The organism is Bifidobacterium apicola (genome assembly GCF_042846865.1).
GTDB classification, from domain to species: Bacteria; Actinomycetota; Actinomycetes; order Actinomycetales; family Bifidobacteriaceae; genus Bombiscardovia; species Bombiscardovia apicola.
In genome coordinates, this window is record NZ_BAAFQQ010000001.1 from 1,858,023 (window position 1) to 1,871,596 (window position 13,574).

General features: G+C 59.6%; 10 protein-coding genes. 9 read left to right on the forward strand and 1 reads right to left on the reverse strand.

Annotated features, from left to right (window positions below; all coding sequences use genetic code 11):
* Positions 1–112: 112 nt before the first annotated feature.
* The 4 genes from ACGG9J_RS07735 to ACGG9J_RS07750 all read left to right on the forward strand — a co-directional run bounded on the left by ACGG9J_RS07735 (position 113) and on the right by ACGG9J_RS07750 (position 5,605).
* Positions 113–2,539 carry a glycyl radical protein gene (locus ACGG9J_RS07735; protein ID WP_390135080.1) on the forward strand — a complete coding sequence of 809 codons (2,427 nt, stop codon included), beginning with the start codon at positions 113–115 and terminating at the stop codon, positions 2,537–2,539.
* A gap of 82 nt (positions 2,540–2,621) precedes the next feature.
* A complete protein-coding gene (locus tag ACGG9J_RS07740) occupies positions 2,622–3,299 on the forward strand; it encodes a transaldolase family protein (RefSeq protein WP_390135082.1) in 678 nt (225 codons plus the stop codon).
* A 165-nt stretch (positions 3,300–3,464) separates the two neighbouring features.
* Positions 3,465–4,451 (forward strand): ROK family protein, encoded by a 987-nt coding sequence (locus ACGG9J_RS07745; RefSeq protein ID WP_390135084.1) that lies wholly within the window; start codon positions 3,465–3,467, stop codon positions 4,449–4,451.
* Positions 4,451–5,605: a PTS transporter subunit EIIC gene (locus ACGG9J_RS07750; RefSeq protein ID WP_390135086.1), complete on the forward strand. Its 1,155-nt coding sequence runs from the start codon at positions 4,451–4,453 to the stop codon at positions 5,603–5,605. The genes ACGG9J_RS07745 and ACGG9J_RS07750 overlap by 1 nt, the downstream gene beginning before the upstream one ends.
* 93 nt (positions 5,606–5,698) lie before the next feature.
* On the opposite strand, the gene ilvD is transcribed toward ACGG9J_RS07750, so the two are convergent.
* Positions 5,699–7,558, reverse strand: coding sequence for a dihydroxy-acid dehydratase (ilvD, locus tag ACGG9J_RS07755; RefSeq protein ID WP_121914200.1), 1,860 nt, complete (start codon positions 7,556–7,558; stop codon positions 5,699–5,701).
* 178 nt (positions 7,559–7,736) lie between these two features.
* Between ilvD and rpoZ the strand changes: the two genes are divergently transcribed.
* The 5 genes from rpoZ (at position 7,737) to fmt (ending at position 13,547) form a co-directional block, all read left to right on the forward strand.
* A complete protein-coding gene (rpoZ, locus tag ACGG9J_RS07760) occupies positions 7,737–8,021 on the forward strand; it encodes a DNA-directed RNA polymerase subunit omega (RefSeq protein ID WP_390135088.1) in 285 nt (94 codons plus the stop codon).
* An 84-nt stretch (positions 8,022–8,105) separates the two neighbouring features.
* Positions 8,106–9,326 (forward strand): methionine adenosyltransferase, encoded by a 1,221-nt coding sequence (gene metK, locus ACGG9J_RS07765; RefSeq protein WP_390135090.1) that lies wholly within the window; start codon positions 8,106–8,108, stop codon positions 9,324–9,326.
* A 92-nt stretch (positions 9,327–9,418) separates the two neighbouring features.
* On the forward strand, positions 9,419–11,722 hold the full coding sequence (locus ACGG9J_RS07770; RefSeq protein WP_390135092.1) for a primosomal protein N' family DNA-binding protein: 2,304 nt from the start codon (positions 9,419–9,421) through the stop codon (positions 11,720–11,722).
* A gap of 100 nt (positions 11,723–11,822) precedes the next feature.
* Positions 11,823–12,527: an HAD family hydrolase gene (locus tag ACGG9J_RS07775; protein ID WP_390135094.1), complete on the forward strand. Its 705-nt coding sequence runs from the start codon at positions 11,823–11,825 to the stop codon at positions 12,525–12,527.
* Between the two features lie 45 nt (positions 12,528–12,572).
* Positions 12,573–13,547 (forward strand): methionyl-tRNA formyltransferase, encoded by a 975-nt coding sequence (gene fmt / locus ACGG9J_RS07780; RefSeq protein WP_390135095.1) that lies wholly within the window; start codon positions 12,573–12,575, stop codon positions 13,545–13,547.
* The last annotated feature ends 27 nt before the right edge of the window (positions 13,548–13,574 follow it).

The following is a 13,574-nucleotide window of genomic DNA, read 5'->3' on the forward strand; positions in this document are numbered from 1 at the left end:
CTGCTAACGTATGATAGTTTTTGTAGTGAAATGTGATTTAGAGCACACCGCGGTGCGGATCTAGCGGTTTATAGGAAGACCCGAATCGCTGTGATCTGAAAGGAAAGCAAAGATGAATGAGCAACATTTCGGCAAGCTGACACCCCGGATGGAGTCCTTCCGCGATCAGCTCCTCTCGGTGACCCCTCAGGTCGATGTCGAACGGGCGATGATCACCACTGAGGTATATAAGAATTGTCAGGATCAGCCGCTGGCCATCAAGAGAGCCATCATGCTCAAGCGGGTTTTGGAATCGATGTCTATTTACATCGAGCCGGAAACCCTCATTGCCGGCAATCAGGCCTCGGCCAACAGGGCTGCGCCTATTTATCCCGAATATGCCATGGGCTGGGTCATTGATGAGCTGGACCAATTTGAAAAGCGTGATGGCGACGTCTTCACCATCACAGAAGAGAACAAGGAGAAGCTGCGCTCCATCGCCCCGTTCTGGGAGCACAACACGCTTCAGGATCGTGGACTGGCAGCCTTCCCTCCTCACTCCAAGCTCTTCTACGATCTGGGAATCATCAAGTCCGAGGGCAACATCACCTCTGGCGATGCACACTGCGCTGTCAACTACGCTGTTGTTCTCAGCCGTGGCCTCAAGGACTTCAGCCGTCGGGCCCAAGAGAAGCTGGATGCACTCGATCTGACCGATTATCGGAACATTCACAAGAGTTACTTCTACAAGGCCATCATCATTGTGATTGACGCCATGAAGACTTTTGCTCACCGCTACGCTGAGCTGGCGCTGAAGCAAGCCAAGCAGGCAGCCGACGAGGGCAATGACAAGCGTGCTGAAGAGCTGCGCGGCATGGCGGAAGCCTTGGAGCACGTGCCCTATGAGCCCGCCAGGAATCTGCGTGAAGCCGTTCAGTCGGTCTGGCTGGTGCATCTGGCCCTGCAGATTGAGTCCAACGGTCACTCGCTCTCCTATGGACGCATGGATCAGTACTTGGATCCCTTCTATGAGAAGGATTTGAAGGCCGGGCTGATTGATGAGCCCCAGGCTGTCGAACTGATGACCAACCTTTGGCTGAAGACCTACACCATCAACAAGATTCGTCCATGGAGCCACACGCAATTCTCTGCCGGCTCACCTCTGTATCAGAATGTGACAGTGGGCGGCCAGAAGCTGGTGAACGGTCAGCCCCAGGATGCCACCAATCCCATGAGCTGGCTCATTCTCAAGTCCGTTGCTCAGAGCCATCTGACCCAGCCCAACCTCACGGTTCGTTATCACAAGAACCTGCCTGATGACTTCATGTCAGAGTGCATTGAGGTGGTTCGTTGCGGCTTCGGCATGCCAGCTTTCAACGATGACGAGATCATCATTCCCAGCTTCATCGACAAGGGGGTGGCCCGCGAGGACGCCTACGAGTATTCGGCCATCGGTTGCGTGGAAACCGCTGTCCCCGGCAAGTGGGGCTACCGGTGCACCGGTATGAGCTTCCTCAACTTCCCCAAGGCCCTGTTGATCGCCATGAACGACGGCGTGGATCCGGCCAGCGGCACCAAGCTGGTCGAAGGTGTCGGTCACTTCAAGAACTTCACCAGTTTCGATCAGGTCGAAGCCTGCTGGGACAAGGTCATCCGCGAGATGTGCAGGCAGTGCGTCATCATCGATGCCACCTGCGACATGGTTCTCGAACATGACACCGCTGATATTCTCTGCTCTGCACTGACCGATGACTGCATCGAGCGTGGCCTGAACATGAAGGAAGGCGGAGCCCACTATGATTTCATCTCCGACCTGCAAGTAGGCATAGCCAACTTGGCTGATTCCCTGGCGGCTATGAAGAAGGTGGTCTTCGAGGAGCACAAGGTCACACCAGCCAGGCTTTGGCAGGCAATGCAGGAGAACTGGGAAGGCGAGGAGAACGAGCGTATTCGCCGATTTATGCAGGAGGCCCCCAAGTATGGCAACGACGACGACTACGTCGACAGCCTGATCCGCAAGGCCTACGACGTGTACATCGACGAGATGAAGAAGTACCACAACACCCGCTACGGCCGTGGTCCCATCGGGGGCACCTATAACGCCGGCACAAGCTCCATCTCGGCCAACGTCCCCCAAGGTGCAGGAACCTTGGCCACTCCTGATGGCCGCAAGAACGGCGAACCCTTGGCCGAAGGCTGCAGCCCTTCTCACTTGGCAGACAAGCATGGTCCTACAGCGGTCTTCAAGTCAGTGTCCAAGCTGCCGACTGAGGACATCACCGGCGGGGTCCTGCTCAACCAGAAGATGACACCGCAGGTGCTGGCCAAGCCGGAGAACCGGGTAAAGCTTTCACAGGTCACTCGAGCCTTCTTCGACCAGTTGCATGGCTACCACGTTCAGTACAACGTGGTCTCCCGCGACACCCTGCTGGATGCCCAGGTCCACCCTGACAAGCACAGGGACCTGATCGTCAGGGTAGCCGGATACAGCGCTTTCTTCACGGTGCTGTCCAAGGCTACGCAGGACGACATCATCGAGCGGACTGAGCAGACGCTCTGAGCACCATTTAGCCGGCCGGGAAGTCATTCCCGGCCGGGCCCTACATAAAACAAGTCCATCTAGATAAGTGAAGGACGCTAGCATGAAATTGATCATCGATGATGCCGACACGCAAGCCATCAGAAGGCTGATCGACATCTACCCTATTGACGGAGTTACCACCAATCCCAGCATTCTGGCCAAAGCGGGCAGGCCTCCCTTTGACGTGCTGAAAGAGATACGCTCCATCATTGGTTCGGATTTGGAACTGCATGCACAGGTGGTCGCGACCGACAGTGTCGGCATGGTGGCTGATGCGCACAGGATCGTCGATGAACTGGGACCCCATACTTTCCCCAAGGTTCCCAGCGTCCCTCAGGGATTCAAAGCTATGAAGACCCTTGTCGCCGAAGGAGTGAAGGTGACTGCCACGGCCATTTACACGCCCCTGCAAGGTTTTCTGGCTGCCAAGGCCGGAGCATCCTATGCCGCACCGTATATCAACAGGATTGACAATATGGGCTACAACGGCGTTCAGGTCGCCAAGACCATTCATGACATCTTCCGTGCCAATGATCTTGACTGCGAGGTCCTGGCCGCCAGCTTCAAGAATTCGCAGCAGGTTCTGGAGTTGGCCCAGTATGGCATCGGAGCGGCTACGCTTGGCTCGTCCATAATCGATGGCCTGGTGAAGAACCAAGCGATCTCAGCAGCAGTAGAAGTCTTCAATGCTGACTTCCAAGGTCTAGTCGGTGCCGGAAGAACCATGGCCGACTGCTAGCAATGACCGAGTGAAGCGGTCATTCTCCTCCGGGGGCATGGCATTGGCAGTATACATGCTCATGCCCCCGTCTGCGTATCCTCCTTCTGAATGGTTGAGCAACCGTAGCGAGGATGATACGAAGCACCTGTCTGATATGCGAAGTTCGTTGAGCAAGGATGCATCATGAAAATTCTGACCGTTGATATTGGTGGTACCGCCATCAAATATGCCTACATGCTGGAAGACACCTCGATCGTTTCTCGTAACTCCATGCCTACGCCTCAGCGTGGGCGTGACGAGCTGATTGCGGCTCTGACCCAGTTGTTCGAACAAGAGCCGGGTGTGCAGGGGATTGCCATATCCATGCCTGGAATCATCGACAGCAAAAAAGGATACTGTGCCATGGGCGGTGCCTTGAGATACAACGACGACTTCTATATAAGGCACGCCCTCTTTCGCAATTGCCCCGTGCGCATCGTCATTGAGAACGATGCCAAATGTGCAGTCATGGCTGAATCCCGAGTCGGCAGTCTGCAGGACGTGCAGGATGGTTTCGTAATCATCCTCGGCACCATGATCGGCGGCGCCTTCATCGTCAATCACCAGCTCTACCGCGGACATCATTTTTCCGCTGGGGAGGTCAGCTACATCATGACCTCTTCCCGGGAGTCGCCGACCCACGATGGCGTGTGGGGAAACCAATGCAGCGCCACTGGTCTGTGCAAGACCTATGCCGAGCGCAAGAACCTGGATCCTGCGGACGTGGATGGTGTAGCTTTCTTCAAGGCGGTCGAGGAGCAAGAACAGATGGCTTTGGAGTGCCTCGATTCCTATGCGCATGATGTGGCGGTACAGATATACAATATCCAGAACATCTGTGATCCTCAACGCTTTGCCATCGGCGGTGGCATCTCGGCTCAACCGGCTCTGATCGAGGCCATCCGAAGCAATCTGGATCGCCTCTATGCCGCCTGTCCCTATCATGTCTCCCGTGCCGAGGTGACGGCCTGCAAATTCCAGAACGATGCGAATCTGGTAGGTGCGCTCCAATGCTATCTGGAGGATGCCGACGAAGTTGAGTACTTTGGGAAGAACCCCTGGATGAGTGCCAGCGGAGAAGTGATGGAGAGCACAGAGCCCGCTCTGGTCAACGATTTCGGCGGTGTCTGATGAAAAGACGGTCCGCTAAAGAGCTTCTTGACATCGTCATTGATGGAATATCGGGAATCTTTCTACCGATAGTCAATCTGCTGTCGGCCGCCGGCATCATGAAAGGCATGCTTGTCATTCTGACGACGACCCATGTGCTGAGCACTAGTGACCAGACCTATCTGGTGCTGGATGCCATGGCTTCCAGCCTATTTACCTTCCTACCCATCCTCCTGGCATACACGTCAGCCAAGAAATTCGGCGCTGATCCGTTTATCGCTGTGGTCATCGCCGGCATGCTGCTCTATCCCAATCTGGTTGCGGTGCAGGAGGCAGGCAAGACCATCAGGTTTCTCGGCATCCCCCTTCTGGGTGTCAAGTATGCCTCCAGCGTGATCCCTATCATCCTTGCCGTTGGCGCCTTGGTCTATTTGGAACGATGGCTGGATAGGGTGCTGCCCGAAGTGATCAGAGGGTTCCTGACGCCTTTGGTCTGCATCCTGGTCATAGGGTTCCTCACCCTCTTCGCCTTTGGTCCCATAGGCAAGGTCATCGGCGACGGACTGGCAGCTGGCTATGAATGGGTGTACGCGCTCTCACCGGTCATTGCTGGACTCCTGCTGGGGGCTACCGTCCAGCCCATGGTCATTTTCGGATTCCACTGGAGTCTGATTCTTATAGCCATGAACAACATTGCCGTCAGCGGTCATGATACCGTTTTGGCCATGATGGGCCCGGCGGTCTTTGCACAGGCAGGAGCTGCGCTGGCCGTGATGATCAAGAGCCATGACAAGGCATTCAAATCCACCTGTCTGTCAGCTGCGGTTTCGGCCCTGTTCGGTATCACGGAACCGTCTATGTTCGGAGTCAATCTGCCTAGAAAGAGGCCGCTGTTGGCTGTCTGCGCCGGCGGGGGCATAGGCGGTGTCATTGCCGGGCTTTCCGGCGTACAGGCTACGGCTTTCGCTTTCCCCAGTCTGGCAGCCTTGCCCATATTCTTCGGTCATGGGTTCGTCATCTACCTGGGCGCCTGCCTGGCAGGCCTGCTCGTAGCCTTCCTGCTGACCATGGTGCTTAAATTCCGCGTCGACAATTTAGAAGAAAATGCGGAGGCGGAGCCGTCTTCCTCCGAAGTCGCGGAAAGCGTGTCCGATAAGACGCCCGTACTTGTCTAAAATGCACCCATTTTTATAATCAATGCCCGGCCATCGATTAGTGATTCGATGGCCGGGCATTATGGTCAGTCTTGCTGTTGGGCTCAGCCTCTGTCAGTCCAGACCCGACAAGCGGTTGATCAGGTCGGGGTCGCGGGTGGCGCCCTTGTCTGCTGAGCGGGCGAAAGCGGCGTAGGCCTTCAGCGCCAAGGAGACCTTGCGATCCCTGTGGGCCACATAGCCTTCGCCGGCTTCTAGTTCTGCGCGGCGCTGGGCGAGTTCTTCATCACTCAGTTCGACATCTACACGCCGGTTGGGGATGTCGATGCGGATCATGTCACCGTTTCGGATCAGGGCGATGGGGCCCTTGTTGGCTGCTTCAGGAGCGATATGGCCGATGGCCAGGCCTGATGAGCCGCCGGAATAGCGGCCGTCGGTCAGCAGGGCCACGTCCTTGCCGATTCCCTTGCCCTTGACGAATGAGGTGGGATACAGCATCTCCTGCATGCCCGGGCCGCCCTTGGGTCCCTCGTAACGGATGACCAGGGCCTGACCCTTGTGCAAGGTGCCGTTGAGTATGACCTCCACGGCCTGCTCCTGTGATTCAACCACCAGAGCCGGTCCGCGGAAGTTCCAGATCTCCTTGGGCACGCCTGCGGTCTTGACCACGCAGCCATCGGGGGCCAGATTGCCACGCAGTATGGCCAGACCACCTTCGGAGACGGCAGGATGATCCAGGTCATGGATGGCGCCGTTGACGCGGTCGGTGTCCAGGTCCTCCCACTCCTTGGACTGGTTGAAGGGCTCGGGGGAGGTGATATGTCCGGGAGCTGCGTGGTAGAGCTCCTTGGCCTGGTCCAGGCAGGTTGGGCGCATGATGTCCCAGTCGTTCAGCTTGGACTCAAGGTCCGGATAGTCGATGGAATGCGTGTCCTTGTGCAGCACTCCGCCACGGTCCAGCTCGCCCAGGATGCCGCAGATGCCGCCAGCTCTGTGGACGTCGGATATCTCCCAGTCCCCGGAGGGAGAGGCCTTGCAGATGCAAGGGACCGTGTGAGAGATGCGCTCGATGTCGTCCAAGGTGAAGTCCACATCCGCCGACTGTGCAGCGGCCAGAATATGCAGGACGGTGTTGGTTGACCCGCCCATGGCCACATCCATGGTCATGGCGTTCTCGAAGGCTTTCTTGGTGGCGATGGACCGTGGCAGGACCGAGTCGTCGTCATCCTGGTAATACCGGTTGGCAATCTCGACCACCAGCTTGCCGGCCCGCTCGAAAAGCATCTTCCGTGCTGTGTGCGAGGCTAGAGTGGTGCCGTTGCCAGGCAGGGCCAGACCCATGGCTTCGGTCAGGCAGTTCATGGAGTTGGCGGTGAACATGCCGGCGCAAGACCCGCAGGTGGGGCAGACCGTCTTCTCCAGTGCCAGCAGACCCGCATCGTCGATGCTGTCGTCAGCCGAGGCGTACATGACGTCGATCAGGTCGGTGCTCTCCTGGACTGTTCCGTCGGGCATGACCGTACGCCCGGCCTCCATGGGGCCGCCGGAGACGAAAACCGTGGGAATGTTCAGACGCAGAGCAGCCATGAGCATTCCGGGGGTGATCTTGTCGCAGTTGGAAATGCAGATCAGGGCATCGGCGCAGTGGGCGTTGACCGAGTACTCCACAGCGTCCGCGATCAGATCACGGCTGGGCAGAGAATAAAGCATGCCTGTATGGCCCATGGCGATGCCGTCGTCCACGGCGATGGTATTGAATTCGCGGGGGATGCCGCCCGCTTCCTTGACGGCCTTGGAGACCAGGCGCCCCACCTTGTTCAGGTGGACGTGGCCGGGCACGAATTCGGAGAAGGAGTTGGCGATGGCCACGATGGGCTTGCCGAAGTCCTCGCCCTTGACGCCAGCGGCACGATAGAGAGCACGGGCGCCCGCGAACTCTCGTTCCTTCATCAACTTGGCTGATCGCATCTGCATAGTTTTATTCAAGTGAACGGGGACAGCGGCGGCCCGAACATGACCACATGTTGGAATTTTCGGCGTTTCTGCAATGCTTTTCCCGGCAGAGAAGCATTTGAGGCTAAAATCGAGCCCGGGCGGTAAAATCATACAGATTGAATGAATGGTTCATCCAGTTGAATTGGAGAAACATCTTATGACATTCGGTACCGAGCCCCATCCGCAGGGATTTGCGAATCCTCCCATCGACGATCTCATGAAGCACGCCGATTCGAAGTATGCGCTGTCCATCTTCGCGGCCAAACGGGCCCGTCAGATCAATTCCTATTTCACTCAGCTCAATGAAGGTCTGCTGCAGAACGTGGGCCCTTTGGTCGAATACCAGAACCAGGAAAAGCCCCTGTCCATTGCTTTCCGTGAGATTAATGAGGGCCTGCTGGAGGAGACCTTGGGCGAGGATGATCTGAGCGAAGGCAACTGAGTCTTTCGACTTCCGATGCCGGCTTTGTTTGCGGCCGGCGCAGGATCCTCGGACAGTGATGGTTTCAAGACAAAGGTGAATGAAATGACAGAGCGACGGCTGATTTCGGCTGAATCAGTGACCGAGGGCCATCCAGACAAGGTCTGTGACCAGATTTCCGATGCCATTTTGGACGATCTGATCGCCCAGGATCCGCACTCGCATGTGGCCGTAGAGACATCAGCGGCCACCGGCCTATTCTTCGTCTTCGGAGAGGTCTCATCCCAGGGCTACACGGACATTCAGTCCCAGGTCCGGTCGGTATTGCGCAGGATCGGCTACACTTCATCGGATATCGGCCTGGATGCGGATTCCTGCGGCGTTACTGTGGCACTGAGCGAGCAAAGCAAGGAAATCAACCAGGGCGTGGAACGCCTGTCGGCCAGCCAGGAGAGCGCTGCCACCCGTGAGGAGCGTTACCAGTCCCAAGGGGCCGGTGACCAGGGGGTCATGTTCGGGTACGCCTGCGATGAGACCGACACGCTCATGCCCTTGCCCATCTATCTGGCCCATCAACTGGCCTTCCGTCTTGCCCAGGTACGCAAGGAGGGGATCATTCCCCATCTGAGGCCCGATGGCAAGACCCAGGTGACGATCGAATACGATCAGGAAGACAGGCCCCGCCGAGTGGATACGGTCCTTATCTCCACGCAACACGATCCCGAGGTCGGGCATGACTGGCTGCAGGAGCAGTTGACGGAGCATGTCATCACGCCCGTGCTGGATCGAGTCTGTGGCCAGGCCGTCGAGCACCAGGGCTACCGGGTGCTGGTCAACCCGACTGGTTCCTTTGTTCTGGGCGGTCCTGCGGCTGACGCAGGACTGACCGGACGCAAGATCATCGTGGACACCTATGGCGGTGCAGCCCATCATGGGGGCGGTGCCTTCTCAGGCAAGGACCCCAGCAAGGTAGACCGGTCCGCTGCCTATGCTGCACGTTGGGTGGCCAAGAACATCGTGGCCGCTGGACTGGCGCACAAGGTCGAGGTCCAGGTGGCTTATGCCATTGGCGTGGCTGAACCAGTCAGCGTCAACGTGGAGACCTACGGCACCGAGCAGGGAGTCACCCGGGAGCAGATCCAGGAGGCCGTGCGCGAGGTCTTCGACCTGCGGCCCGCAGCCATCATCGATGAGCTGGACCTGTTGAGGCCCATTTACGCCAAGACTGCAGCCTATGGGCACTTCGGCCGTGAGGATCCCGACTTCACCTGGGAGCAGGTGGACAAGGTGGGCGAGCTTAAGGCCGCCATCGGCATGACCAGGTAGTAGCTGTTCATCAAGAGCCACGGCGGGTTCCCAAGTCATTGACTGGGGAATCCGCCGTGGCTCTCTTAATTGTGAAAGCGAGGGGAGGAGCCATGGATTCGCAGGACGTCAGTCAGCCCGCCCTGGACGGTCTTGCTTCGCGCCGTCGTTCGAGCAGCAGTCGAAAGAGACCTCCGCGCCGACCGGCCGATGAACTTCCTGTGGCACGGGTGGTGCTGGACGTGCAGGCCACTCACCTGGGAGGGACCTTCGATTACCTGGTGGATGCCGACCAGGGCGATCATGCCCAGCCAGGATGCCTTGTCCGCGTCCGGTTCGGGGCGCGCAGGGTCAACGGCATCATCTGGGAACGCGTGGCAGAAAGCCAGGTTCCCCGCGCCTCCTTGCGCTATCTGGAGCGGGTGGTGCTGGATCGCAGCCTGATCTCACCTTCCCTACGCGCGGACATCACTGCCATCGCCAGGGCCTATGGGGGCACTGAGGCCAACATTTTGCGGCTGGCCCTGCCCCCTCGTGTGGCCCGCATCGACAAGGAGCAGCAGCTGGTTCCCGGTCAGCCTCGATTGGCCTCTGACCCCGCCTGGGTGGCCGGGCTGGCCCAGCGGCAGAAAGATCTGAAACAGAGGCTTGATTCGGGCTATCAGGGGCTGGAGAAACTGGATCAGTCGCTGGAAGAGGATACTTTCACAGCCTATCTGGCTGACATTCTGCCCGGTATGGACCAGGCCGCCCTGCTGGCTGCCAGGGTGCTGATAGGGGCCCTGCTGGCTGGCCGGTCGGCAGTTATGGTACTGCCGGGCACCCGTCAGGTGGTTCATCTGTCTGCTGTCCTCCAGCAGCTGGGGTTGCGTCCCTTTGGTCCCTCTGTTGCCGCCGGTCCTGGCCAACAGGAGGCCCGTGGATGGTCCGGTGATTTCGCCATTCTGGACAGCGGCATGGCTCCTGCCGAGCGTTACAGGGCCTACCTCGCGCTGGCCTCCGGTCAGGTCCGCTGCGCCATCGGGTTGCGGGCTGCCATGTACGCCCCGGTGGAGGGTCCTGCTCTCTTCGCGTTGCTGGACGATGCCAGCTACCAGTACGCCGATGGGATGATGCCCTACGCCAATGCCCGCGGGGTGTTGAGACTGAGGGCCCGCGCCCACGGCGGCGTCTTCCTGGCCATGGCCCGTGCCAGAAGCGTGCGTTCCCACTGGGAGAGTCAGCCCGAGGCCACCGAAGCGGACTCTGGCGTGACCGGTCCAGGCACTGCTCTGACGCTTGATCGGTCCGTGGTGACGACCCTGCTGCCTTGGATCCGCTGGTTGAACCGAGAGGAACTGAGCCATCTGGCCGACCCGACCATCGGCGCAAGGGTTCCTCATACCGCAGTCGCCGTTATAAACAAGGCCTTGGAGCGTGGTCCGGTTCTGCTGTCCATCCCTCAGGACGGCATCTTCGAAAGCCTGAGTTGCGCTCGCTGTCATCACCAGGCTCGTTGCCCGCGCTGCACCGGACCCCTGCGGGCGAGACGGCCCGGCGCGCCCCGATGCGCCTGGTGCGGGGCTGCGGCTACGGACTGGTCCTGCCCGGATTGCGGGGGTTCACGGCTTCGGACGGTCAGGGTAGGTGCCGCTGGGACGGCCCAGGAACTGCGGATGCTCTTCAGAAATGTGCCCATCGTCATCTCTTCGCCCAGTCAACCCCGCGGGGTGGTCGAGCGTGTACAGGATCGTCCCAGTCTTATCATCGCCACCCCAGGTGCCGAGCCCAGAGTGGTCGCCTCGAGTGTGGATGGCGACAATAAGGCCACCAACGATTCGGATCTGCCCCGGCTATCGCGAGGATACAGGGCGGTGGCCATTCTGGACGCTTGGACCAGCCTGTATGCCCCTGGCGTCGATGCGCGTATGGACACCCTGGGAGCTTGGATGCGTGTGGCCTCTTTCTGCCGCTCCAGAGCCCAGGGAGGTCAGGTGCTCCTGCTAGGGGAGTGTGATCCCCAGCTGGCTCAGGCGCTGATGACCTGGCAGGGGCCGGTGCTGGCTGCCGCCGATTTGGAGGACCGTCGGATGACTGCCATGCCCCCTGCGGTCGGCATGGCTGCGATCTGGGGCGAAAGGGAGGCCGTCGTCTGGATGCTGGCCGCCGTCGGGATTACGCCGGGTCAGGAGGCTGCGACAGATGCTGGTCCTGAGTCTGTTCCTGCCTTGCTCGGTCCTGTGCCCATACCCGCGCCCTCCACGCTGAAGGCTGGCTATCTAGAGGGAACCCAGGATAGAGTCCGAGCCCTGGTTCGGGTGTCAACCAGCCGCCGGGACAAGCTGGCTGACGACCTCAAGCAGGCCCAGGCCAGGTACGTGGCCGGTCGCGGGCGAGGAGAGCTGCACTTCCGAATGGATCCCAAGGATCTGACCTGACTGCTGTTCCAGTGGCTATGTATGGGGTCTATGCGGCGTGGTTTCATGAGGGGGCGCAGGCAAAGGCGCAGATGAACGAATTCAGGAAAGGCGGAGAGTCATGAAGGGATGGCCGGGCGAGATCCGGGTTGAGGCAGATGTGATCCAGGCCGAGCAGGCGGCGGCACAGGCTCAGGGTCAGCCCATCGAGCAGGTCATCTTCGATTTCGGCAACGTCCTGATCGGCTGGAAGCCCGAGATGGCCATGGTGGCTCGATACGGACGCAGGAGCATTGAGGCCATGCTGGACGACAGCCGTTCCGGCTTCTACCGGGCCAATAACATGATGGACGGCGGAGCCACCTGCGCCCAAGCCCGTGACTGGGTGGCCGACAACTGCGGATCCCCCTGGGATGGCATGTTCGCCTACTATTGTGACCACTTCGTCGATTCACTGACCGGCCCTGTACCCGGTGCTCGCATGCTGATGGAGGACCTGAAGGCGGCAGGGCTCGGTGTCTGGGGGTTGACCAACTGGAGTGCCGAGCTCTTCCATCACGCCTGGGATGGCGACTCCTTCCTGCATAGGCTGGACGGGGTGGTGGTCTCTGGACCCATCCACATGCTCAAGCCCGACCCGGCCATCTACCGGTATGCCCTGGATCAGTTCGGAATCCAGGCTGACAGGACTCTCTTTGTGGATGACAAGGGTATGAATGTAGTTGGTGCCAACAAGGCCGGCATCCGCAGTCTGCGATTCAGTGACCCCTATGGGCTGCGCACGGCACTGATCGAGGCAGGAGTGAACATTCCTCAGGTGCAGTGAAAGTGCAGAGATCCAAAGCCGTCAGATGAAAAGGAGATTGCCGATATGGTCATGACATTGCTGTTTGCAGGCACACCCCAGGCCGCCTTGCCGTCTCTGAGACTGCTGGCGGCTGACCAAGAGCACTTTCGGGTTGCTGCCGTGCTCACCAGACCCGATGCCCCCCAGGGGCGTGGAAGGCATCTGCAGCCCAGTCCGGTCAAGGCCGAGGCCATCAAGCTGGGGATTCCCGTTCTTGAAGGCAACCCATCCGATCCGGATTTTCCAGCGCGGCTGCAGGATACGGGTGCCAACTGCGCGGCTGTCGTGGCCTACGGAAGGATCCTGCGTCAGCCGGTCCTGGACGCCTTTGAAGGCGGATGGTACAATCTGCACTTTTCCCTGCTGCCGCAGTGGCGGGGGGCAGCTCCGGTCCAGCGGGCCATCTGGGCTGGGGATACTATCACCGGCGCCACGGTATTCCGGTTGACGGCCGGCATGGATGAAGGTCCCATCCTGGCCCAGTCCACGGTGGAGATAGGGCCGCACGAGACCTCAGGCGAGCTGCTGGATCGGCTGGCCAAGGATGGATCCCACCTGCTGGCTGCCAGCCTGGAGGCTCTTGCGGAGGGTCGGATTCAACCCAAGGAGCAGACGCAGGGCGCCTACCAGGTGGCCGCCAAAATCACGCACCAGGATGCTCACATGCGTTTCGATGTGCCCGTCTTTGCTCTGGATCGGCAGGTTCGCGCCTGCAGCCCGGAACCGGGAGCCTGGTGTCTGTATCAGCGGGGTGATGACCCGCAGGACGCGCAGACGGGATTGACCGTGCTCAATGCTGCACCAGCCCGAGGGGATGAGCCCGGTCTTCCCTCGCATCTGGGACCGGGCCGGTTGGCCATGGGCCGTCATCACCTCTGGGTGGGCACCAAGACCCTGCCCCTGGAGCTGCAGATGGTCAAGGCTGCCGGCAAGCGCGCCATGAAGGCCATGGACTGGGCTCGTGGCGCTCGCTTGGAAGACGGGGCACGCTGCAGCTGAGCCCCTCCACCCAGCCGGGTGTCCAGG